The organism is Pedobacter sp. AC212, assembly GCF_979258625.1.
Map to the genome: position 1 here is coordinate 4,795,918 of NZ_OZ409870.1, position 20,372 is coordinate 4,816,289.

The 20,372-nt window shown below is 40.2% G+C and carries 24 protein-coding genes; 4 read left to right on the forward strand and 20 right to left on the reverse strand.

Features of this window, described 5'->3' with window-relative positions; translation table 11 throughout:
* Positions 1-4: 4 nt before the first annotated feature.
* The 19 genes from ACZZZC_RS20530 to ACZZZC_RS20620 all read right to left on the reverse strand — a co-directional run bounded on the left by ACZZZC_RS20530 (position 5) and on the right by ACZZZC_RS20620 (position 15,569).
* Positions 5-1,963: a type IV secretory system conjugative DNA transfer family protein gene (locus ACZZZC_RS20530; protein WP_090985760.1), complete on the reverse strand. Its 1,959-nt coding sequence runs from the start codon at positions 1,961-1,963 to the stop codon at positions 5-7.
* Positions 1,964-1,973: 10 nt separating this feature from the next.
* The gene (gene traN, locus ACZZZC_RS20535) at positions 1,974-2,813 is read right to left on the reverse strand and encodes a conjugative transposon protein TraN (RefSeq protein ID WP_090985762.1); all 840 of its coding nucleotides are present in this window, start codon (positions 2,811-2,813) and stop codon (positions 1,974-1,976) included.
* 6 nt (positions 2,814-2,819) lie between these two features.
* A complete protein-coding gene (traM, locus tag ACZZZC_RS20540; protein ID WP_090985764.1) occupies positions 2,820-4,016 on the reverse strand; it encodes a conjugative transposon protein TraM in 1,197 nt (398 codons plus the stop codon).
* Between the two features lie 10 nt (positions 4,017-4,026).
* Positions 4,027-4,455, reverse strand: a complete 429-nt coding sequence (locus ACZZZC_RS20545) for a hypothetical protein (RefSeq protein WP_090985766.1) — start codon at positions 4,453-4,455, stop codon at positions 4,027-4,029.
* Positions 4,433-5,047: a conjugative transposon protein TraK gene (gene traK, locus ACZZZC_RS20550; RefSeq protein WP_090985768.1), complete on the reverse strand. Its 615-nt coding sequence runs from the start codon at positions 5,045-5,047 to the stop codon at positions 4,433-4,435. Before traK ends, ACZZZC_RS20545 begins: the two co-directional genes overlap by 23 nt.
* Before the next feature lie 17 nt (positions 5,048-5,064).
* Complete coding sequence (locus ACZZZC_RS20555) at positions 5,065-6,213, reverse strand: plasmid transfer protein (protein ID WP_090985769.1); 1,149 nt, start codon at positions 6,211-6,213, stop codon at positions 5,065-5,067.
* 11 nt (positions 6,214-6,224) lie between these two features.
* Positions 6,225-7,001, reverse strand: a complete 777-nt coding sequence (locus ACZZZC_RS20560) for a hypothetical protein (protein WP_463488069.1) — start codon at positions 6,999-7,001, stop codon at positions 6,225-6,227.
* Positions 7,002-7,013: 12 nt separating this feature from the next.
* Positions 7,014-7,679: a hypothetical protein gene (locus ACZZZC_RS20565; RefSeq protein ID WP_090985773.1), complete on the reverse strand. Its 666-nt coding sequence runs from the start codon at positions 7,677-7,679 to the stop codon at positions 7,014-7,016.
* Positions 7,676-8,341 carry a hypothetical protein gene (locus tag ACZZZC_RS20570; RefSeq protein WP_090985775.1) on the reverse strand — a complete coding sequence of 222 codons (666 nt, stop codon included), beginning with the start codon at positions 8,339-8,341 and terminating at the stop codon, positions 7,676-7,678. The genes ACZZZC_RS20565 and ACZZZC_RS20570 overlap by 4 nt, the downstream gene beginning before the upstream one ends.
* Positions 8,338-9,000: a hypothetical protein gene (locus ACZZZC_RS20575; protein ID WP_463488070.1), complete on the reverse strand. Its 663-nt coding sequence runs from the start codon at positions 8,998-9,000 to the stop codon at positions 8,338-8,340. The genes ACZZZC_RS20570 and ACZZZC_RS20575 overlap by 4 nt, the downstream gene beginning before the upstream one ends.
* A gap of 13 nt (positions 9,001-9,013) precedes the next feature.
* Entirely contained in the window at positions 9,014-11,479 is a 2,466-nt protein-coding gene (locus ACZZZC_RS20580; RefSeq protein ID WP_463488071.1) for a TraG family conjugative transposon ATPase, read from the reverse strand.
* Entirely contained in the window at positions 11,457-11,765 is a 309-nt protein-coding gene (locus ACZZZC_RS20585) for a plasmid transfer protein (RefSeq protein ID WP_090985781.1), read from the reverse strand. The genes ACZZZC_RS20580 and ACZZZC_RS20585 overlap by 23 nt, the downstream gene beginning before the upstream one ends.
* Positions 11,766-11,767: 2 nt before the next feature.
* Positions 11,768-12,076, reverse strand: coding sequence for a DUF4134 domain-containing protein (locus tag ACZZZC_RS20590; RefSeq protein WP_090985783.1), 309 nt, complete (start codon positions 12,074-12,076; stop codon positions 11,768-11,770).
* A gap of 69 nt (positions 12,077-12,145) precedes the next feature.
* Positions 12,146-12,442: a DUF4134 family protein gene (locus tag ACZZZC_RS20595; RefSeq protein ID WP_090985785.1), complete on the reverse strand. Its 297-nt coding sequence runs from the start codon at positions 12,440-12,442 to the stop codon at positions 12,146-12,148.
* 2 nt (positions 12,443-12,444) lie between these two features.
* Complete coding sequence (locus ACZZZC_RS20600) at positions 12,445-12,762, reverse strand: hypothetical protein (RefSeq protein ID WP_090985787.1); 318 nt, start codon at positions 12,760-12,762, stop codon at positions 12,445-12,447.
* Positions 12,759-13,115, reverse strand: a complete 357-nt coding sequence (locus ACZZZC_RS20605) for a hypothetical protein (protein ID WP_090985789.1) — start codon at positions 13,113-13,115, stop codon at positions 12,759-12,761. The genes ACZZZC_RS20600 and ACZZZC_RS20605 overlap by 4 nt, the downstream gene beginning before the upstream one ends.
* Before the next feature lie 12 nt (positions 13,116-13,127).
* Positions 13,128-13,766: a ParA family protein gene (locus ACZZZC_RS20610; RefSeq protein WP_090985791.1), complete on the reverse strand. Its 639-nt coding sequence runs from the start codon at positions 13,764-13,766 to the stop codon at positions 13,128-13,130.
* A gap of 17 nt (positions 13,767-13,783) precedes the next feature.
* Complete coding sequence (locus ACZZZC_RS20615) at positions 13,784-14,911, reverse strand: relaxase/mobilization nuclease domain-containing protein (protein WP_090985794.1); 1,128 nt, start codon at positions 14,909-14,911, stop codon at positions 13,784-13,786.
* Between the two features lie 247 nt (positions 14,912-15,158).
* Entirely contained in the window at positions 15,159-15,569 is a 411-nt protein-coding gene (locus tag ACZZZC_RS20620) for a plasmid mobilization protein (protein ID WP_316845006.1), read from the reverse strand.
* 1,257 nt (positions 15,570-16,826) lie between these two features.
* Between ACZZZC_RS20620 and ACZZZC_RS20625 the strand changes: the two genes are divergently transcribed.
* The gene (locus ACZZZC_RS20625; RefSeq protein ID WP_090985798.1) at positions 16,827-17,270 is read left to right on the forward strand and encodes a hypothetical protein; all 444 of its coding nucleotides are present in this window, start codon (positions 16,827-16,829) and stop codon (positions 17,268-17,270) included.
* A gap of 67 nt (positions 17,271-17,337) precedes the next feature.
* Here ACZZZC_RS20625 and ACZZZC_RS20630 read toward each other — a convergent pair whose 3' ends face one another.
* Positions 17,338-17,613 carry a helix-turn-helix transcriptional regulator gene (locus ACZZZC_RS20630; protein WP_090985930.1) on the reverse strand — a complete coding sequence of 92 codons (276 nt, stop codon included), beginning with the start codon at positions 17,611-17,613 and terminating at the stop codon, positions 17,338-17,340.
* 295 nt (positions 17,614-17,908) lie between these two features.
* Between ACZZZC_RS20630 and ACZZZC_RS20635 the strand changes: the two genes are divergently transcribed.
* From ACZZZC_RS20635 to ACZZZC_RS20645, 3 genes are all read left to right on the forward strand, one after another.
* Positions 17,909-19,030 (forward strand): hypothetical protein, encoded by a 1,122-nt coding sequence (locus ACZZZC_RS20635; protein ID WP_090985800.1) that lies wholly within the window; start codon positions 17,909-17,911, stop codon positions 19,028-19,030.
* 147 nt (positions 19,031-19,177) lie between these two features.
* Positions 19,178-19,750 carry a cyclic nucleotide-binding domain-containing protein gene (locus tag ACZZZC_RS20640; RefSeq protein WP_090985803.1) on the forward strand — a complete coding sequence of 191 codons (573 nt, stop codon included), beginning with the start codon at positions 19,178-19,180 and terminating at the stop codon, positions 19,748-19,750.
* Between the two features lie 136 nt (positions 19,751-19,886).
* The gene (locus ACZZZC_RS20645) at positions 19,887-20,324 is read left to right on the forward strand and encodes a MauE/DoxX family redox-associated membrane protein (RefSeq protein WP_090985804.1); all 438 of its coding nucleotides are present in this window, start codon (positions 19,887-19,889) and stop codon (positions 20,322-20,324) included.
* Positions 20,325-20,372: the final 48 nt, after the last annotated feature.

Genomic DNA, 20,372 nt, shown 5'->3' on the forward strand with positions numbered 1-20,372 from the left:
AACACTACATAAAACCAGCGACCAATAATTCGATTTCTTTATTGATCCGCAAAAAATTCCGTGTGAGGATTTCTTCCTTCTTTCCTCCAAAATCGTAAAAATCCGGCAGTTCAACATATCCTTCTTCCTCCTTTTTAATTTCTTTGAGATCCAGGTTTATTTTGCAGTTTACAGCTGAGGTTTCATACTCACCCGTATATTTATCATCCGCATCCGTGGCAAGTAACCCCACAAGCTCTCCTGCGCCAAGGGTAGTGATTTTGCCAGCTGGGATTAAAACTTCCAGCTTTTCGCTGATTGATTTCGACACTTTGCTCCTATCGATAGAAATGCTTTCTCCGATCTGTTTCGATTTACCGAAAATTCTTTCCAGCCAGTCAAGCGTTTCTTTGTTCCTCGCCGAACCGGACAGCACATTGCCAACTACGGAAGTGATGGTTGTTGCGGTATCTTTTCCATACTGTTGTTTGAACTGGGGCAATTCCTGCATTCCTATTAATACGGCTACTTTATTGGATCTACCCGTTGCAATCAGGTTCTCGATCCGGTGAACAAAAAGCGTGGGACCTTCATCTAGTAAAATTGCAGAAGGAAGGTTGCCTTTCGAATTAATCAGCCGTGTAAGGCGGTTGATTACCACCGAATAACATGCAGAATTGATATTCTGTGTATTGGGATCGTTAGCCATTACTAAAATTCCCGGAGATTTCGGATTCGAAATTTTTAGATCAAAATCATTCCCGGAAAACACCCAAAATGTTTCCTTTGTAGCCATACGGCTCATAAATATTTTTAGCGTTCCGATCTGTCCCTCCAGCTGATCAAAGGCCTTCGCGGCGAATGCAGACTTAAAAGGTGATAGTAATGAGACCAATTCAGGATTGGTAAAAAGTACTGAAAAAATCTCTTGATAAGAACGGTTTAAAAAAGCCATCACATGTGGAAGACTGGAATATTTTCCGTTTTCATATCTGCTCATAAAATAAATGCATGATGCAAGAAAATTGATTGCTGATTGGGTAAAAAAAGCGTCACTCCCGCTGGCCTTATCGCCTTTTTTTAATGCTTCCACGGTTCCTTCTGCTGTCTCTGAAGCGTCCGCCAACATAGTAATATAATCGCACCGGAATGGATTTATCCTCCGGCTTTTTTCGACATCCGTCAGGTTGATGACATGAAAACTAAAATCCTTCAACAAGCCTTTTTTCTTTCCCTGCAAAAAGTGGTAATATGCGATCTTTGCTAGATCTGGAAACTTAAAATCGTATAAACAGACCGTAAACGACTTGGCAATCAGCTGCCTGATAAAAGGGTTTACAACCGAAAAGGATTTTCCTGACCCAGGTGTCCCGATCAAAATCGTTGCACGAAAAACGTTCACCAGATTTAGCCACCCCTTTCTTACTTTTCCTTTGTAATAGAAAAGCATCGGTATATTTACCGAGTAAGGATTCTCAATCTTTTTGGTCTGTTGCATGAAACTTTCAGCTTCAACATTCCATTTATCCTTACCAAGTCCCGATCTAATGATTTTTGAGATATTATCCATCGACACACTGATCATTACCGCCCCAATCAACGACAGAAACATATAGGTCAGGTTGGTTACCGTAGTATATGAAAATACTAAGCTGCTAGGTCTTCCATAAAAAAATATGCTGCCAAAATAAAAAAGGAGTCCCAAGGTTAAAGGATAAACAACTTTTGTTTTAGGATCAAAATCTAACTCTTTTTTGGATAGCGTACCAATACTGACCAGACAGATCAATGACAGTACAGAAAGTTTGCTGTAAATCAGTTCTTTGTATATAATGATTGATTTCACCTTCTCTAAACCCATATTGAATATCCCCCAAAATGGGGCGCCCAGATATACGAAAACGCTTATCTCTAACGCAATTGCAAAATAGATCAGACACTGCAGGAAACCATGTAGTTTCTGAATTTCCTTCGACTCTTCCATACTCCGTTTTTTACCTGCTGATCTTCTTTGCCTTTAGAATGTCGGAATAGCGGATATTAAAGGCAATAGATCGACCCGAGATCTGTTTTTCTGATAATTCAATATTAAGTATTTTATGATCCGGGAAGGTCAATTTGCGCAAGACAAATATATTCCGGTAGCTTTTTTCAAAGATTGGAATATCTCTAAAGCTGGATATCGGAACAACATCCAATGACTGAACAGTTGTTGCCTTGTGCTGTTTTCGGTCTTCAATGTGCATCCTTAACACATCAATCTCGTATGGAATTTTCGTCGCATTATCAAAGCTAATATCCAAAAGCAGGTACTGTCCAACAGTGGTGATGCCATTCAGTATTGCCCTGATTCCATTTTTCTTTTCTCTTACTTCCGCATCGAATGGCTTGTGCTCGAACATTTTTTTGGAAATACTGTCAAGTTCGGCACTAGAGATTATTGAACTTTTCGCTTCAACTGCCCTCATCTCGCCAAAGGAGATATCAATCAAAGAACTGAAAGCCGTTTCCGGCCGATCATCAAAGATGATTGCATACTGTTTGATCCTTTTTTCTCCCATGATAGTTAGGACACCCATATAACCATCTTTAAACTTGGTTGAATCTAGCATCTTAATTCTTAGCAGGTTCTTATCAGGAAGATCACCAACGAGCCCCTTTGGAATATCCACATATGTTATTTTTTCCGGAGCAAGAAAATGTAGCGTTAATGTTCGTTTGATATAAATTTTTGGGACCTCAATGGATGCTCCAATTGTATTGCCCATAGATTGGGCAGAAAGCGTCCCTGCCATCAAGAATAACAGGACAATAGTTAGAATATTGTTTTTCATGTCTTTTTAATTTTTTTCTTGCAGATCATGTGGATCGACAAGGAATACCTGATTATTGAATTTTAATTTGGCTCTGTTTTTTCTAACCAGATTGGCAATAGCCGATGAAGTAGACTGGAACAGTTTATCCACTGTACTCATTACGAATTCATTTTGATTCTGGGAACTGCCCATGGTGTTAAATCCCTGAACAGGGCTTGAGCCCAGGCCTTTGGAAAACTCCCTGAAAGCTGATGCAGGAACATATAGACCAGGTAAACCATCCGTATCATAAACCAATAGTTTTATCGGCAAGATCTTTCCCGAGCAGATCACAGAACTGATCTCTAACTGCACACGTTGTTCAGAGAAACCGCTGATCCTGGCATATAGATCAGTACCTTTTGGTAAAAGTGATTTTCCTGCATAAACCTGGTCAAGTAACCTGAGCCTTATCCGTGAACCGGAATAACCAGTTATATCCTCATCGATGATCGCAGTGATCATTGGCCGGTTTTCGAAAGCTGTTAACGTGTTGAATTCGGTTGTAGGTGCAGAAATCTTCGAAACCTGAAGAGTTCTTTCTTCTTTAGCCGATCCGGCCACTGCTATCATTTTCTCTTTTTGCCGGGCAATATGGTCAGGATCATTCACTTTCTGAAGGCTGTCCACATAAGCCATCTGTTTTTTGAAAAGATCCATAGGATCTGTTTCCTTTGATATATTATTCGGCGATGGTTTCTCCCTACTCCTGGCCTCCGCCAGACTTGCCAATGCCTGTGCTACTGCCCGATCCTCAGGCTTGCCACCAACACTATATTCTGACCTACCTGCAGAATAAACAGGATATGATTTATTTTCCAGTTGCCTGGGCATGTAAGCTTGTCTTTTGATCGATTCTTCGATTGAATCAAGTTTTTGCTTTTCCCGATCAGAATATGAACTGGCCATCGTTGCCTGTGGCAATTGCTCTTCACTAACTGTTTTAATCGCTGAATAACCATCTGCCTCTTTGTAACTGTTCTTATAAGCCTCTAATTTATCGGATAAGCCCCGTTCGCGGACCTGGTCTGATATTTCAGTGAGATTACCATTCATATCCTCCTTCAGGTTGCCCGACTGTTTTTTAGATGCACTCTGTTGGTATACATAAAAGAAAAGGCATAAGAAGGGGATGGAAATCAATGGGATTATATACCGTGGTTTTTTAAAATTTATTTTCATAACATTGTGATTAACGAAGCCTCTTTAGCTCCTCTAGTTTAGCTTCCAAAAAAAGCGTATCCATATTGTTCAGCTCAGCCCTCTCCAATACTGAATCGACCTGTTTTTTGATCTCTACCGTTTTTCTCAGTTTTGCACCCGTACTACTGATCTTTGACAATCCGTCGTCAATAGACTGCGGATTTTTTCCACTCCCATGCTGGCTGTGGAGATTATTAGCTTTTGCATCCAACTTATTGTCAGAACTGAAAAGGCCAAAGGAAAACAGCAATGAAAAGATAATCAGGGCAACCATCAGAGTAAATACCAGCCTGGGGTGTGCCCGTAAAAAACGCACCGTTTTTCTGCGGATTAGTGTCAGGTATGGCCTGAATTCTTGATAGAGTTCGGCAGAAACCGTTATGCCGGGGTCTCTGTTAGATCGGATTTTTCTGAACATTTTCTACATCTTTATTTTCAAGCGTTTTCCAGGAAAGGATAAGCACTCCATATAGATTATTGTCGCTTTTCGGAATGTCCCGTAGATACCCTTCGGTAATTAGCGATCTGGTAACAATTGAGCTTCTGCGCTCAATACGCTGCTTCCCATAGTAGCGGAAAAATTTCTTTTTGACATCTATAAAAATAGAATCAGTCTGTAAAGTGAGTACTGAACTACTGGAAAGTATAGAGCTGAAATAACCTTTTTCCTTGAGGTTTAGGTACTGTTGCATTCCCGATTCATCAATTAGATACATGGCCTTTTTCATCTGGTAATCGATATAACGATCATCTGGTGTTAGAGAAAAGAACAGTGAATGAAAAAGCTCTACATGTCCCCTATAGATTGCCGGCCTGATCAGTTGTTCATCAGTCTGCCTGGCCAATACTGGTACATTATTTTCAAAGATGTAAATACTCTTTCTTGCGACTTCAATCTGTTTATAAGCGAAAAAAGCAATGGAAATACAGATCAGAAAAGCACAGGCCAGACTTCCTATAGATACAAATGTTGCCAGCCGGATCTTAGATTCGATATTTTTAATGATCATAGTTGGTGGATTTAGATTTAAAAGAATTTGCCAGTGGCTTTTTTAGCAATACCGACAACGGTCTGTGAACCACGGCCAAAATTTGATGCGGCTGAACTGATACCAGATGTCGAGATAATCCAGGTGGAGATACTAGGGACAGTAAACATACAGATGGCACCGATCAGAAAACTTAAGATCACGGTACCAAAGGATAGAATCCCATTCCCTGCAAACCAGGCCATTTTTTCTAAATTGGCGGCATCTCCGTTTTCTCCGATCAGCTCCTTATACCTGCTGATCTCAGAGGTCATAGCGTATTTTTGCAGCAACGCTACCAGATACATAATCAGATATGCAATTCCCAAATAAAGGTTAACAGACACGAAACGAGCGATCCAGGTACTCAAAGAATCCCGAAAAGCGGGAAGTATGCTTACTGCAACTGCAAATGGTCCAAGAATAATAAGAATGGTGGAATAAATAATCTGGATCATAAAGATCACATAGGTTGCCAGCCGTAGTATCCATATCCCTAACAGTTCAAGCAATTGGGTAAGCAGCAACTGCATACCAATTTTTAAGCGGTTTTTCAGTTCTATTACCGGACTGACCACTGTCGACATCCCTTCCTTGACCGTACTGGTCACGGAATCCCAAGCCCTCCCCATCCAAGTATCGGATTCTTTTTCTGCCATTTCTGTCTCAGCCTGAAAACTATAGAGGGAATTGGCAACCTTCTGCATATAATCGGCCCGAATGAGTCTAAGCGTGTTTACCTCTGCCTGCTCACTGTTGAACATAGTTTCGGTTCTCGCAGCTACCAGATCAGTTGGGAAAGCGACCATTTTGACAAACGCCCCCCACCAGAGTATGATCATCACCAGTCCGAAGGGCCGCAATAAGGGCATAATCTCCAGTTTTTTATCTCCAGCGATCATCTCATAAGATTTGATTGCAAAAAAAATGATCATGAATATCGCCGCTAGTGCTTTTGCATCGGCAATGAACATATCGAAATGTGTCCATATAGATTCCTTAAGCCCTCTGAGTATAACCATCACTCCTTCTTCATACACTCCGTTACCCTGCAGAAACTCAAAGGATCTGCGGTAGTCGGTAGTTTGTCCCATTGCAAAACCAGTGGCCAACATCATGACCACTCCAAACAATAAAATCTTTTTCATTTTCCTTTGATTTAGTACTTTCTTTTCTGAAGGATCTCCCGCGCAATCCTGATATCGGATTCCGGTGTCCAGTTTTCTATCTTTACATCTTGCCCGATAAGATCCTGTCTTACTTTAACTTTTGCAGGTTCCCGGGCAGTGGCAATTACTTTATCGGTCCAGAGCGCCGATAGTTTGCGGAATTCACTGAGCAATCGGTGATAAGATAAGATCCTAGCGCCCCTTTCGAGCGTTGTCGATCGTGCCGCTTCCAGTCTTTCAGCAAGGATACCGATCTCCCTGCTATACCAGTTGAGGCTTCCGCTGGCAATGATCTTTTCTCTGGCATTTGGAGGAACCCTACCTAAAAGTTCTTTTGGATCGAAGTCAGTTACCCCTTTCAGCTGCCTGGAATAATAGAGTATCCACAGAGGATCGGTTGTGGAAAGGATTCCCGACATCCCCGCAATCTGTAATAGGGCAGTTTGGGCAAGGGTATCAGAATGAAGCTCATATTTTTTATCGATCCCTTGCATACCGGTCACGGCTCCCAACCGCTGGGTCTGTGGCCCAAATGGGCCTAATGGCCTGAGATCCGTTTTGGGATAGTTGGGATGTAACCCCCAGGTTAGCCAGTAATAAGGATTTAGCCCTAAAAAACCAGATGTGGGTGTAAACTTTTTTCTATCCCACTGCTTAAAGACCATACGTTCCTGCTGGTTAACGATACTTTCATCCTTGATCTGTTTCTGTGAATATGCTATCATGTTTTCACACAACAGCAATGTTAAAACCAATAACTTCTTCATTATATCTAAGTGTTATTTTTTGAGATATTTGGTCTTTGAGATGATATCGGCTACAATCTGCCGGTCGCGGTTAATGTAACCTTGAAATGGATTGAGCATACTCATCACTCCCTTAACCTTTGCCCAGTACATTGCTTTCCATGCACCGTATGCCAAGCCGCGAATAATCTGTAGATCGCTTCGGATACCCGTAAGCAGATTATCCCTGCTATTGTAATCCATCAGAATATTTTGATCTTCCTTGAGCACAAAGTCTGAAACTTCTGTCATCATTTTGGCACTGCGTGTTCCTACATCTTTGATGATCTGCTCACTGAACAGTACAAGATAAGGTTCGTTTACGGCTAGCTTACTCATTTCCCTGCCATAGCCAATGATCTCCTCACACACTGAATACATATCCCTTAAGGCCAGTCCATTTTTCAATGCAGAATTTACGTTGGAAAGAGAAGAATAGATCATGCTCTGTGCAATTACAATGCTTGAACTATTGGTATTAATGTTGTCCAGGGATTTATTGATCTTGTTCAGCAGTTCATTATGGCTGACTTCAGCGGCATTTCTGGCCACAGCGTTTTCGCTTACTGTTGCAAGATGCCGTGTATCGATAACTATCCGCTGCGCTGAGAGCCTAAATGAACTCAGGCCAAAAAGCACTATATAAAATATTCGTTTCATTTTTTGAGGTATTTAGCGTTTTGGAGAATATCCTTAACAATTGCCCTATCCATTTCGACGTAACCAGAAAAGGGATTAGCTTTACGAATTGAAGCGAATATATTTCCATAATTAAAAGTTTGGACCAGTCCGACTGCCAGATTTCTTAAATTTGAGAGTTCCGAAATTATATGGTCAAAGAGGATTCTCCTGTCCGATGACTTCATTTGATTTACTGCACCAAGACTGGCCGTAAGCCCTGCTAAATAATAAAGCAGATTTCTCGATTTTTCGAGCAGATCAATTTCTGTCTGGAGCACGAATGGTAAAAGTTCAGGCGTTTTTCCAGCCAGTTCATATAAACTATACTGATCCTTTGCAATCTGACTGACCATGGGTGCCGCACGGGTTCCGATGTCAAGCAGATCAATGGCAGTACCGATGGAATTAAAATGTGATTGTAATTCCCGGTATCTATTTTTGAACCGCGCTAAAAGCGTTCTATTAGCTTCTTCGTTAATACTGTTTACCGCCTGCCTATCCCTTGCCGTTGACTGCCGCTCATGCTCATTTTTGGAATCAGAAACCAGCTGATGGATTGCGGGAATATTAAGTGCTTTTTGTTGAGCTTCGCTAATCTGTATACAGAAAAAAGAAGCTAATGATAGAATCAGCGCCCTCATCTTTTCAGGTATTTAGCAGTCGACAGAACACTATTGGCAATCCGGACATCCATATTGACCCAGTCAGACCACGGGTTTAGGGAAGCAAAAATCCCCCTCACCTTTGCCCAATACATTGCCCGGTGCATTCCATAAGAGGTGCCCCTAAGAATACGCATCTCTGATGCAATATGGTTTAGCAATTTGGAACGTTCACCAGCATCCATTAGGTTATCACGGCCACCTTTGAGCACAAATGCACCAACTTCCGAACTTAGCCTTACTGCCCTGGTTCTGAACTCGCGCGCATTTTGCTCGGCAAAGAGTAATAATATGGGATTGGACTTTCCAAGTTCCATGGCTTTCTCTACATCGGTAACGATATCGAGTCCAATATCTGTAATCTCCTTTACCGACATTAGGTTGTTAAGTATTGTAGATACCTCGGTCAATCCCCTGTAAATCCTGTCCTGCATATCATTGACTACAACCAATTGACCTGTTACCAACAGCTGTCCCCTGGAAATGAGGCTCAGATTATCATTTGTACGGTCGAGCTGCCTATTTATTACGCCTGAATGGCCTGCAATGGCCGCGGAAGTAACCGGATCAACATAAAGAGTCTGTGCATTTATGCTACCGCATAACAAAGCACAAAAAATAATTAGAAATACTTTCATGATTTTAAGTTGTTTAAGCGTTTGTTAATAATCCAGACGCACCCGAGTTGACCCGTTTAACGAAATCACCAAGGGAAAGTCCGGAACCTTTAAAATCACCAATAAAGGCTTCGAGCGCATCAGGATAGGAACCGAACCTTGCTAGATAGTTTTCCACCGCTAGTTTTTCAGGTTTCTCGGTGGTATAGGTCAGGTATTGGGGAAGCGAAGCCTCTACACCATAAACCTCTCCAATGTCGCCCCTTCTGATATACACTTCCTTGAAGGGGCTTCGGCCTTCACGGTTGTCCAGTTGATTGACACTAAAAATCTTGTTCCTTTCACTTTTAGAAATAGAGAGCATTGCTGCAATTTCATCATAATTGTCCCGAAATTTGGCTTGGTCTAGCAGAATTACTGTATCAGAACTGCTTACAATCGTATCTTTTACTATTGCATTACCTACAGCATCGGCAAGATCTTGGGTAACCAATATCAGTTCCCCCCAAAATTTTCTGACCGTTTTATCTACATAGACCAGAAAGCCTACCATTAGGGGTGATGAAATGGCTTTCCAAGCTTCTTCGATGACCAATGATTTCCGCTGAAAATTCCGGTAACGCATTTTCTGGATGAAAATGTCCATTATATTGAGCGTGACAATTGCAAAAAGTAAGGCATTTTCCTTAATGCTGTCAATTTCGAAGACAATCAAACGCTCCTTGAGGAGGGATTTATCCGCATCCTCGTTGAGTATAGTACCAAATTCGCCACCACTGCAGAACTTTCGCAGGATGAACCGGAAAGCCTCAAAATCAAAAGGCACGGTATTCTCTTTCATAATCAGCGGGATCTTTTCAATTGCATAAGCATAGAAAGAATCAAAGTTGAGCTTTTTGATCCCTGAAGATTCTCCCATCGAAAACCATTTGGCATAATAGGAAGTAATCACTTCAGAAATCACATCCCTTTCCAGCTGGCTGGCATCCCCCTCAGGCCCCTTTAAACAGACTAGGATCAGTACTAGGATAAATTCCTTCTTTTCGATGTTATATTCTTCCTCACTAATAGCAAAAGGATTCATCGTAATTGGACTATCATCGCTATAGGTGATATACCTGCCACCGGCATAATGGCACAGCCCTGAATATGAGTGACCTGTATCAATGACCACGGTATCCATATTATATAACAGATACTGTTCCATCAGGGAATTCATGAAAAAGGACTTACCTGTACCAGACGGACCAAGAACGAATTTATTCCGGTTTGTGATCCTTCCGGAAGACATCGGCAGATCCGCAAGATCAATAGCGATCGGGATTCCAGACCTGTCAGTAAAACGGACCAGAAATCCTGACTTCTCGTCCCTGGGTAGGCTTTCCTTCAAAAAAAGACATATCGCTGCTTCAGCAGTGGTTAGAAACCAGTCATACTTCCGGAGTTCAGCAGCATTGCCAGGGAGCGCCGTCCTGAACAGCTCAAGCTGGTTATATGCATTCCTGCTAGGGATAATCCCGGCCCGGAACAGCGCGCTTTCGATATAGTTATAAGCCCTGTTGAGCAGTGTTTTTTCTGCACATACAATAATATTAAAATGTGCGTTGATGATTAACCTGCCATCCCTTGCAACCTCGTCCAGCAATAAAGAAATATCTTCTACGCAAAGATTATTCGCAGGGTCTGGTATTCCGCTGTGCCGTTTCCGCTTAAGCTCCATCTGCCGGACAGTTGTAGTCTGCGAAGGGATTTCGAAGACCTGGTTATAAAGAATATTGGAGCAGTTTGGCACTTTAAAAAGAAAAGAAAGGATATCCGTTGGAAATCCCTTTAAGCTTTCTTTATCCGATAGCTTTCCAAATGTCGGAAGCATCGCAGGCAGATCAACCTGGTCGATATTGATCAGCGGTACACAGCGGAAAGAACGCGTTCCGATATTTACTTCGGTATCCGTAGGATTATAATTGTCCAGCGAAATACTTTCTTCCCCGAACTGCATCGCCATGATCTTCATGATAAACATATTGATCTCTCTTTCCCTCATTGCCCTCGGCACCATACCGGAACTGTCAAGCATACCGATAACCTTGGCAACAGTTACCTTAAACTCAGCAAGCGATTTTTTATCGTGTACAAACAATGCCCCTTTTTTTACCTGTCTGGTAATGGTGAGCACCGTTTGGAGCTTGACATATGGCCTTCCTTCAAAGTGCCGGTTGTAACTGTCCTGAAGATATTCTTTTGCAACTTTATATTCATATTCGGCCCTATAAATAATATCCTGCTTCTGGAGGACATGGCCTTCACCGATCACCCGGGCAAGATTGGTGAAAATCTCATGAAAATTATCATAAGCCCGGGGGTCTCCACCAAACCTGAGCACTGGATTGGTAATATCGATCAACACGGAAAATTCTCCGTTGAGTCCATATAAAATATCCAGCTCTGCACCGATATCGATCCCTAAATAGGGTACCCTAAATTCTTTTTGTCTTACCATAAAGATTGATTTTTGAAAGATGGTTGGTCTGGAGATAGATCCCAATAGATCGGGTTTTGTTGTGAAGTCCCTTTTTCTGCTGGATACCGATGTAAAAAAAACCACCTAAGATTAGCGTGAGCATAATTACCGCCCCCACATACATATTGATAAGTGCCATACTTAGCGCACCAATAACTAACGAGAGTAATAGGATGCCTACGCCCCAATAAATAAAACGCCCCTTAAAACCTTTGTAGGTCAAGGGCCGCTGTAGTCCCCTGTAGACCGGAAAAAGCCTTTCCATTGTTACAGCCCGAAAAACGCCTTCACGATAAGGGAGGATAGAACTAGAAAGAGACAGGAGCCTCCCCAACCCATCAGCTCCTTGTTAATGTCCTGATCACCGCTGTTCCACTTGGAATATACGCGGATGCCACCTACAATACCGACCAGTCCACCGATCACAAGGGCAATATTAGTCGCCGGATCTACATAGGTCTTAAGCGTGCTGGTTGCAGTATTCAAACCGTTAACCCCACTCTGTGCCATAACATACCCATTGATTGTGCACAGGTACAGAAAAATGATGAACCTTAGATTTTTGATCTTTCTCATTTGATTGGATTTTAATTGTGAATTATTGGGAAATAAAAAAACCGCCGTTAGCGGTTACAAGAATGTGGATCAGAGTCCGAAAACATGGACCAGAACAATATTGATTACTATAATAAAGAGTGCGGAAAAGAACCAAGCAGGAATGTCAGCACTTACATCCTTTCCCATCTGCATTTTATGGTAAACATGTACTGCGCCTATTATGGAAATAAGAGCAGCCAGTACGTAGGATAGATCGGACATGGAAAAAAACGACTCCCTGATGAAACTCCTTGCCTCTCCCATCTCTGCAATACCAGGTTGCGCCATAGCCCTTGTCAAAATCAATATGCAAACGACCACGGTCAAAAAAACTATATACCTCATGATCAGAAGGATACTGAAGAAGTGTACTCGATAGACTCGGAACGCGCCAGGGCAAAAAGCTCCTTTATCGATACCCCTCCAGAAAAAACAATGGGAGGCTCTTCCATTTCTCCATCACCTAGGAAATAATCGATTTCTTCATCTTCGATTTCCTTGAGCGATACCTTTTCAGCAATAGGAAGATCAATTATGACAGTTGTTTCACTTCGGTTCTCTGTATCTGCCAGCTTCCTGTTTCTCGAAAGATCGAAAGCGATAAGCCCGGAATAATAAAATGCATAGATGCATAATAGCCAGGAAAGAAATTGTATCCAAGTCATAGTTCAAAATTTTCTAACGATGTTTTAATAAACTTTTTAATTTCCGGATGCTGATCGAAGAGTCTATGAAGCGCAAATGCTATCACTTTGTTCATATCAATACCAGAGGCCAGCTTGAGCCGGTTGAGCAACTGCACGGTGTGGCGGTTTAGCCTTGGGTGTAACATGTGCGTATTACCGGTACAATCAAATTCCCGGATAAGCTCAATAATTAGTGTCTCTTTATTTGTAGCTTTTTTCTCAACATCGGGCTTTTTTGCTTTTATTACAGGGTCTTTATTTGATAGATTTACATTCTGGGGGCTGATGGTTTTTCTCAGCGCATCAGCCATTGTTGTTATCTCTACTTTCATATCTGCTATTTTTTATATTTTGGATGCAGTCTCTTCAATATGATCCGAATAGATCTGATCAAATACCGGAAGAATGACGGGGTAAAGGGATAACGGTGTCTGAAACGTGTCCGTCCGTTGGAAATCTACGCGGTCAGAAATCACCGGGGTGATTTTTCCGAATTTGGAAAGCTGGGTTTCTACATCAGAGGCAGTATCATACCTTACATTTCCCTTGATCCTATTCGGGATAAATACCAGTTGTCCGCTTGGATTGATCTTCTTAAGCACGACGGAGAACAACACAGTTGAATCAAAACTGAACTCATCGTAGGCAAAAGGACAAAGGATCAGATCTGCGGCGCTGAATACAGGGATCAGCCCATCATCATCAAGCTTCCCGGGTAGATCGATAATTACGATATGCTCTCTGCTTTTGCTGAGAACTGTGTACATAGAAGGAAAATGTTCCAGACCTGCCGCAATAATTTCATAGTTTTCCGGGTTTTCAGCAGCCTTGGTCTTTTCATATTTTTGGGCCAGCGACTGCTGGTAGTCCATATCGATAACGGTTACCTTCCGCTTTTTAACTAGCGTTAGAAAGTTAGCCAGTAATAGAGTGAGCGTACTTTTCCCCGCTCCACCCTTTTGGTTTCCAATAATAATCAGCATAAAATAATATTTTAAGTTTAACGTGTATTCGTTCGGGCTTTGCCCTTCCGCTGACGGTTACGACCATGGATAGCCTCGTCATCAACATCATCTTTAAGTTCAATCTCCCTTACAGCCTCTTCTATTAAGCCTCCACCCTCCAACTCGGAAAGAATATAATCAACCTCAATCCTGGGATCTGAAAAGGATATTCTATATTCGACAGGTTCAGATTGAATCTGATTATTCGTAGACAGGCCATTCAGTATCTCCCTAATGGGCATTACTTCAGATCCTTTCATTACTGATCTGTTGGTATGATCAATTATGGTATATCCGTATGGATGCTTCGCATCTTTAGAATGAAACTCCAGCTCAATTCCAGATCTCTTGCGCATCATTTTTGAAAGGAGCTCCAATTTTGAGCTGAGATCATCCGTTTGCGAGACTTCATAATTCCCCTGTATATCCACTGAAAGTACTTTTTTGAAAATAGCTTTTAATTGTTGTGCTCTTTTTTTATCAGTACAATACTGATCACAGTTATTTTCAATATCTGCCAGCTTAAATTCACGGACGCTCTTCCCATAATTTAGTATCTGGAAAAGATCTTTTTCTATCCGGACTTCAAACCCCACTTTTTCAAGTAATGTCCTCATCTGGGCAACGGTAGAATGTCGGTAGTGAAAAAAATTTTCTAAATTTTTAATATTGGACTTTTGTTTTTTGCAGACGGTGGATAGCGCTCGTACTGAACGGATTTTCTCAAACGCCGAGGAAATCTTTTTACCACACTTATCAATTCGGGTAGATACAATGTGAACATGATTATTCTCTGTATCATTGTGAAAAATGATGAGATATGGATTCTGTCCATAACCCATTTCCGCAAGCCACTTTCCTGCTGTATCCAAAAGTTCTTCTTTCGAAACCGTTTTGCCCTTAGCAGAGATTACCGCATGAAACTGGGGCTTACTCACCCTTTTGTTAACAGATGATACAGCTTTGAGATAGTTGATATAATCCTGTGAACCAATTTTGTCCAGCCCCATTAGGCTTCCGAAATTTCTGACCTTTAAAAGTTCCCCCTTTCCGGAACGCATCTTCTCATGGTTATATCTTACCCCGGCGAAAGTAGCAGAAGAGCCAAGTATCTTTACGATCATAAAATTTAGGAACTAGGTAACCTGCTCACCAGATCACAGAATTACTACAAATCACTGTAACTGGCATCATAGTTATGCCGTTCTGGTTGAAACCTGTTAGCAGTATCGCAAGCTTTTGAGCTACAGTCATAACCAGAGATCAAAGTATGCGACGAAATAGCTATACAGCTACTGTTGAACTTGCTAACAGCATAACTAGGTAATAGGCTAACGAGTTATAGAAGTAGTCCGGTAACTTTACATCAGTTTAGCTCCCCATCAACTTTAATATTTTTTTTATTTCCAGGTTAAGATTTTTTAAAAGAAGAGAATGCTTATCAAGTTCTTTACTATACCGTGTAAAAATTACCGGGGAGAGCACCCGCTGCTTGTTTAATATATTTGCATACCTGGCAAGCTGATTAATATTATTTCCGGTTCTGGAAAGTTCAAGTCCTATCTGATCAATGCTGGCTAAAACTGAACGCCCGTCAAAAATTAGGGCTACGTTAACTTCAAGCACTCGTTTTCTGATTATATCAGTCCTCTTTAGCCCAAGAAGTTTTTCAAGGGATAAAATGAAGATAAATTCTTCCTCCGAAAACCGCACGCTCAACCTTTTGTTTCTCTTACCGTCTTTGAGAAAAGGCCGACCAACCTGTTTGTTCTTTCTTTCCATCCTGATATCATCTAAAAGAGAAAATGAGTTGCGAGTTTTCTCAGCCCCCAATAGCTCCGCTATGGGGCAAGATTCTTTTTGTGGGAATAATCCACAGGATTATTGTCAGACAAAAAGACATCTTGCGGGTATAAAAAAACTAAGATTTTAATGGCAAACCAAACCAGCAGTATTAGGTGACCACTAAGATGGCGCACAACTTTAGCTGATCTGATTTGACATCATCATTTCCTAGATTGATAGGTCTTACTTTAACATAAATCCGTATTGCATGAATTTGAAGCCCAAACATACTTGAGGCGTCCAAATTCCGGGACCAGCGAATGATTCTTAAAATCAAGACACAAAAAAAGGGGCCAGATGGCCCCTCCTACCTAAACTAAAAACTAAAACAAAAAACAAAGTTTTTAAAAACGGTATACCGGGATTACTCACGTAAGTCCATACGGACCTGGCCGTCGCCTGCCTCTGCGCTTTCGTATTATTGATACAATCTCAACTTCGCAAGAATTTTCCGTTCCTCACGGAAAAATGCTTCATCCCACAATTTCAAAGAACCGATGCTATGCACCTATCTATCTGCCAACGGCAGATAGAACTAATATCGAAAGCAGCTATAAAAACAGCTTCCATAAAAGCAATGCTCAACTTGATCGATTCTGACGAATCTCACTAAGCAGGGCATTTGCTCTCTAGTTATTTCGTTAGTGGCAAAACGGGTTATTCCGTTTCATTGACCAAACGTATCCAGTAATTTAGAGTGATAAAATTTTTGACCTGAATTGGCCTAAATTGGCCGCTAAATGAACCTAAAGTGACCTAAAAGTTCTTTTTCCCCGTCGTGCCATAACCTGTAATTAACATTGTGGCCGAGGTAAACTGGGAATAGATCATCAAGAATTCGGTAAGTGGACCTTTTTAAATCGCAGTGCTAAGTGCACAAATTGATTGATATCATAAGCTTATAAATTTTTCAAACCTTAGCCACAGCTAATAAAATTAGCTCTTTAGAATGTCAGATATATTCATTTTGATCCGCTATTCACGGATGCCAAGGATCTATTCAAACTGATTATTCTGGAAGAATTAGGCTAATAAAAACCATGGATGGAAAGTGAAAAAGACAAAGCTTGATGCTAACAAACGCGCGCATTTGATCTATATTTTTTTTATATTGCATCTGAAGGTTACTATATAACAATATGGCTTTTCTACTTTAATACGAAGGGAAAATTATTTAATCTATAATTAAATGTTATGGGTACATTCAGACTACGTTTTGAAAAAGGAAGGGATGATTGGGAATACGGCTATATCACCCTTAAGATTCTGCAAAACACCAATATTATTTCCGGATCTAAACAAGGTGTGGTAGTTGTTACCACCTATGAAATTCTAGATAAGCAGGATGAACTTAACGAACAGCTTTATAACGGTGAGGCAACCTTAAATTATAGACAGACCCTTTATTTTATCCAGGCGACCGATCATATCTCAAAAATACTCGTTTCAATGGGTGAACCTTTATACTCAAACCTTTTTTCCATCGTGAATGGATTCACTGATCGCTTTAAAAACTTACAGGAATTTGAAACATATTACCTTGACTATTCTACCGGCCTGTTGGCTTTGGTAAAAAGAGAATTTGATAAAGAGCCAGAACTCAAGGGCGCACTGGAAAAATTGCTTAACGACGAATAATCTAGGATTACCACCTAGCTAGATCTCGCCTCAAACTTAAGAACTTTCTCAACTGATACGTAGTTACTTATACCCGCCCCCTCCTTTTACTTTCCAGGAATTCCTCTTGCAGTTCACTTTTGTAGAATCTATCTCCACCGGGAAGCTTGCTGGGTTTTAAAATTCCTTTCCTGACCTTTCTCTTGTAAGTACTATCACTTATCCCAAGATACTCCATCACTTCAAGCCGCGTTAGCATTTGATCCTCGGGCAGTGTTAGGTTGCCATAGGACTTGGAATATATAAGTTGCATAATTTCATAAATTTTCAGCAAGACGTCAAGGATTGCATTCAATTTTTCCATATTAAGTTCCATTAGTTTCAGAAAAAAACCTTTATTTTTATAACCAATTTTTGTTACAAAAAGAAGAAACTATGTCTAATACGTCAAGTTCTAGAAAGGTGGTAGAAATTACCACCCCCCACTAATTTTGATCTAAAACAGAAATCTTGAAAATTAATTATAGAGCTTGAAAGTCTGTTCGTCACGGCAATAATTACCTTCTAAACTTCTACCATTATCCCTGGTGTAAAACAATTTCAATTATTAGAAGTATCAGATAATTTTAGGTTTTTATAACCTAAATGCATTCTCATCCATGAATATCGAACTCGGCTACCTCTATCAGATAATTGATTCAATAACGAATAAATCAATAGCGTTTGCACCAGAAGACAATAGTGAATCTGATATTTTGAATGAGGTAAACAGATTAAAACAAAAAATTCATTCCTGTGTACCGGAGAGCAAATGCGGTTTACAAGATTTTATTCATCTACAGTTAACATCCATTGGCAGAATGATAAACCAGATTGAGGATGTTTTGAAACAAGGGATTGAAAGTGAAGATCATCGCAAGCTGTTAGAAGTTATGTTGTTTTCACTTGAAGAACTCTTAAATTATCTATGGAAATACTATCCTTTAGAATTTGATCTTTCGATTCAGCCATCAACCTCAGCAATGGAAAAGTATCAGCAGGAAAATCAGGAAAAAATTGATGCTGCTCTACATTATATAAATTATCTTGAAATCAGTCAGGATCTAAAAGGAATTATCAGAGATACTCTTTATCTTAAGCTATCAGGCACTACGACTTATAAGTGGATTTCATTTAATTTAGAGCTTATAAATTATCTTTGCGACAACAATGATACCCAGCTTTCAGAAGAAGCTATCATTGGAAGGCTTATTTCAAGACAGTTCAACCATCCCCGTTTCTACGAATTCTGCCACACAGTTGTTATCGAAAAACTCAATAGCCTATCAGCAATATCTGATCACTACCGGGAACTAATTTACATGCGTAAATCCCTAATTCAGATCCCTGCATTTGCTGTTTCCCTATATTCGCCTTTCTCTGAAGCAATAAAAGATTCGCTCTTAAAATTGTTTGATTCTGAGCTTGAGTTTCTAAAAGAATTAGATTTTATAAATACTGAACTGGTAAATTCCGGACTCTTGGATTCAACATACAAAGTGTCACTATCAGTAAAGCAATTGGCCTTTTATATCTTTCTGAATGTTGAGGCTGGAATTATCATAGAGCAAAAGGCGACACGCATACATCAGTATGTCATATCACATGTAAGCACTGCTGAAAAGCCTGAAATTTCAGAAAAAAGTTTTAGCAATGGGTATTACGTACATAATCCTGAAGATATCCGTAGAGTATCTGAAAAATTGGCAAGAATGCTTGCGATCGCTCAAGAAAAATACTAAACTTATTAAAAACTGCTCCAGCTTGCTAAAAATTATGTCTGTAGAAATAAATTTTATTGCGTTCTAGTACGAATTAACAGGCAGGTGGTGGGGGTGGTAAATTCTACCACTTGACCGGTAGGCTTCATGTTGTATAATTTTACATTTATGAATTTTACAACATTTTGCAAGCATCTTGAAGGTTATGGCCATGTTTCCTCTGCCCTAAAGGCCTATCTTAGAATTGCTTTAAAAGACCATAAACTCAAAAACAATGAGTTGCTTGATGGAAATTTGCGCAATAGTTTTCCAATTATATTTGTGAGACGAGGATTATTAAAGACTGAGCTTGAAAGCAAATTAGATCCAGGAAAAAAAATGCTCAGATTTCATTTCGAAGGGTCAATCGTCCCGAATTTGATTGAAAAAAACTTTAATGATTTTAAACTAGAAACCTCTGGTCTGGACGACACCACAATTATGGTAATTTCTAAAGGTCATACACAGAACTTATTTAAACTCTTTCCCGAATTCAATCAGCTGATTACAAATTTATTAGATGAAGTAATATTGGAACATTTTCATCAGACATTTGACACACATCATCTGAAAGGCGAGGAACGGCTGGAGTACCTGTTAAGAAAACATCCCGACATTTTTCAATTGGCCCCGGTCAATGATATTGCAGCATTTATTGGGATGCATGCCAATACGCTCAGCGGGTTAAAAAATAAAAGCTAAATTAATTATGTGCATTTCAGGCATTTTTCTAATGCAGATTAGGTTATTTATTTAAAAAGATAGCTTTTTTCTAATTATCGTTAGCTGCCTTACCAACTTTAACTTATGAGATTTGCTTTACAAAAAGAAGCAAATCATGAAAGATCAATATATAAAGATCGCAACCAGCTTATTAATAATTCTCTGGATTTACACTGCAGGATCTAAGCTTATAGATTACCAGGATTTTAAGCACCAGTTGAGGCTCCAGCATTTTTCATCAACAATGATCAGTATACTGCAGTGGGCAATCCCATTTATAGAGATAATAGCTGCAGCCCTATTGACCTTCTTGCAAACGCGAAGAATTGGTCTTTACCTTTCTACGATTCTATTAATTGCATTTACCGGATATATAACATTAATACTAAGTGGATTTTACATAAAAACACCATGTAGCTGTGGTGGCATTTTAAAATCAATGGGCTGGCGTACACATTTGGTATTTAATATTTTCTTTCTCCTGCTAAATATTGTAACCGTCTACTTTATACATTCTAAAGAAAGGAGGCCAGGAAAAGGATTTGCAATTTGAAATGATTACAGTCTGGAAGCCTTTCTGTTATCGATTACAATAATTTGA

Coding starts and splice junctions, on each gene's coding strand:
- ACZZZC_RS20645 (WP_090985804.1), top strand. CDS start 19,887: ATGAAAGATCAATATATAAAGATCGCAACCAGCTTATTAATAATTCTC.
- ACZZZC_RS20590 (WP_090985783.1), bottom strand. CDS start 12,076: ATGAGAAAGATCAAAAATCTAAGGTTCATCATTTTTCTGTACCTGTGC.
- ACZZZC_RS20635 (WP_090985800.1), top strand. CDS start 17,909: ATGAATATCGAACTCGGCTACCTCTATCAGATAATTGATTCAATAACG.
- ACZZZC_RS20545 (WP_090985766.1), bottom strand. CDS start 4,455: ATGTTCAGAAAAATCCGATCTAACAGAGACCCCGGCATAACGGTTTCT.
- ACZZZC_RS20560 (WP_463488069.1), bottom strand. CDS start 7,001: ATGAAGAAGTTATTGGTTTTAACATTGCTGTTGTGTGAAAACATGATA.
- traN (WP_090985762.1), bottom strand. CDS start 2,813: ATGAAAAACAATATTCTAACTATTGTCCTGTTATTCTTGATGGCAGGG.
- ACZZZC_RS20585 (WP_090985781.1), bottom strand. CDS start 11,765: ATGGAAAGGCTTTTTCCGGTCTACAGGGGACTACAGCGGCCCTTGACC.
- ACZZZC_RS20530 (WP_090985760.1), bottom strand. CDS start 1,963: ATGGAAGAGTCGAAGGAAATTCAGAAACTACATGGTTTCCTGCAGTGT.
- ACZZZC_RS20610 (WP_090985791.1), bottom strand. CDS start 13,766: ATGCTGATTATTATTGGAAACCAAAAGGGTGGAGCGGGGAAAAGTACG.
- ACZZZC_RS20615 (WP_090985794.1), bottom strand. CDS start 14,911: ATGATCGTAAAGATACTTGGCTCTTCTGCTACTTTCGCCGGGGTAAGA.
- ACZZZC_RS20555 (WP_090985769.1), bottom strand. CDS start 6,213: ATGAAAAAGATTTTATTGTTTGGAGTGGTCATGATGTTGGCCACTGGT.
- ACZZZC_RS20595 (WP_090985785.1), bottom strand. CDS start 12,442: ATGAGGTATATAGTTTTTTTGACCGTGGTCGTTTGCATATTGATTTTG.
- ACZZZC_RS20580 (WP_463488071.1), bottom strand. CDS start 11,479: ATGGTAAGACAAAAAGAATTTAGGGTACCCTATTTAGGGATCGATATC.
- ACZZZC_RS20570 (WP_090985775.1), bottom strand. CDS start 8,341: ATGAGGGCGCTGATTCTATCATTAGCTTCTTTTTTCTGTATACAGATT.
- ACZZZC_RS20575 (WP_463488070.1), bottom strand. CDS start 9,000: ATGAAAGTATTTCTAATTATTTTTTGTGCTTTGTTATGCGGTAGCATA.
- ACZZZC_RS20625 (WP_090985798.1), top strand. CDS start 16,827: ATGGGTACATTCAGACTACGTTTTGAAAAAGGAAGGGATGATTGGGAA.
- traM (WP_090985764.1), bottom strand. CDS start 4,016: ATGAAAATAAATTTTAAAAAACCACGGTATATAATCCCATTGATTTCC.
- ACZZZC_RS20640 (WP_090985803.1), top strand. CDS start 19,178: ATGAATTTTACAACATTTTGCAAGCATCTTGAAGGTTATGGCCATGTT.
- ACZZZC_RS20565 (WP_090985773.1), bottom strand. CDS start 7,679: ATGAAACGAATATTTTATATAGTGCTTTTTGGCCTGAGTTCATTTAGG.
- ACZZZC_RS20620 (WP_316845006.1), bottom strand. CDS start 15,569: ATGGAAAGAAAGAACAAACAGGTTGGTCGGCCTTTTCTCAAAGACGGT.
- ACZZZC_RS20630 (WP_090985930.1), bottom strand. CDS start 17,613: ATGGAAAAATTGAATGCAATCCTTGACGTCTTGCTGAAAATTTATGAA.
- ACZZZC_RS20600 (WP_090985787.1), bottom strand. CDS start 12,762: ATGACTTGGATACAATTTCTTTCCTGGCTATTATGCATCTATGCATTT.
- ACZZZC_RS20605 (WP_090985789.1), bottom strand. CDS start 13,115: ATGAAAGTAGAGATAACAACAATGGCTGATGCGCTGAGAAAAACCATC.
- traK (WP_090985768.1), bottom strand. CDS start 5,047: ATGATCATTAAAAATATCGAATCTAAGATCCGGCTGGCAACATTTGTA.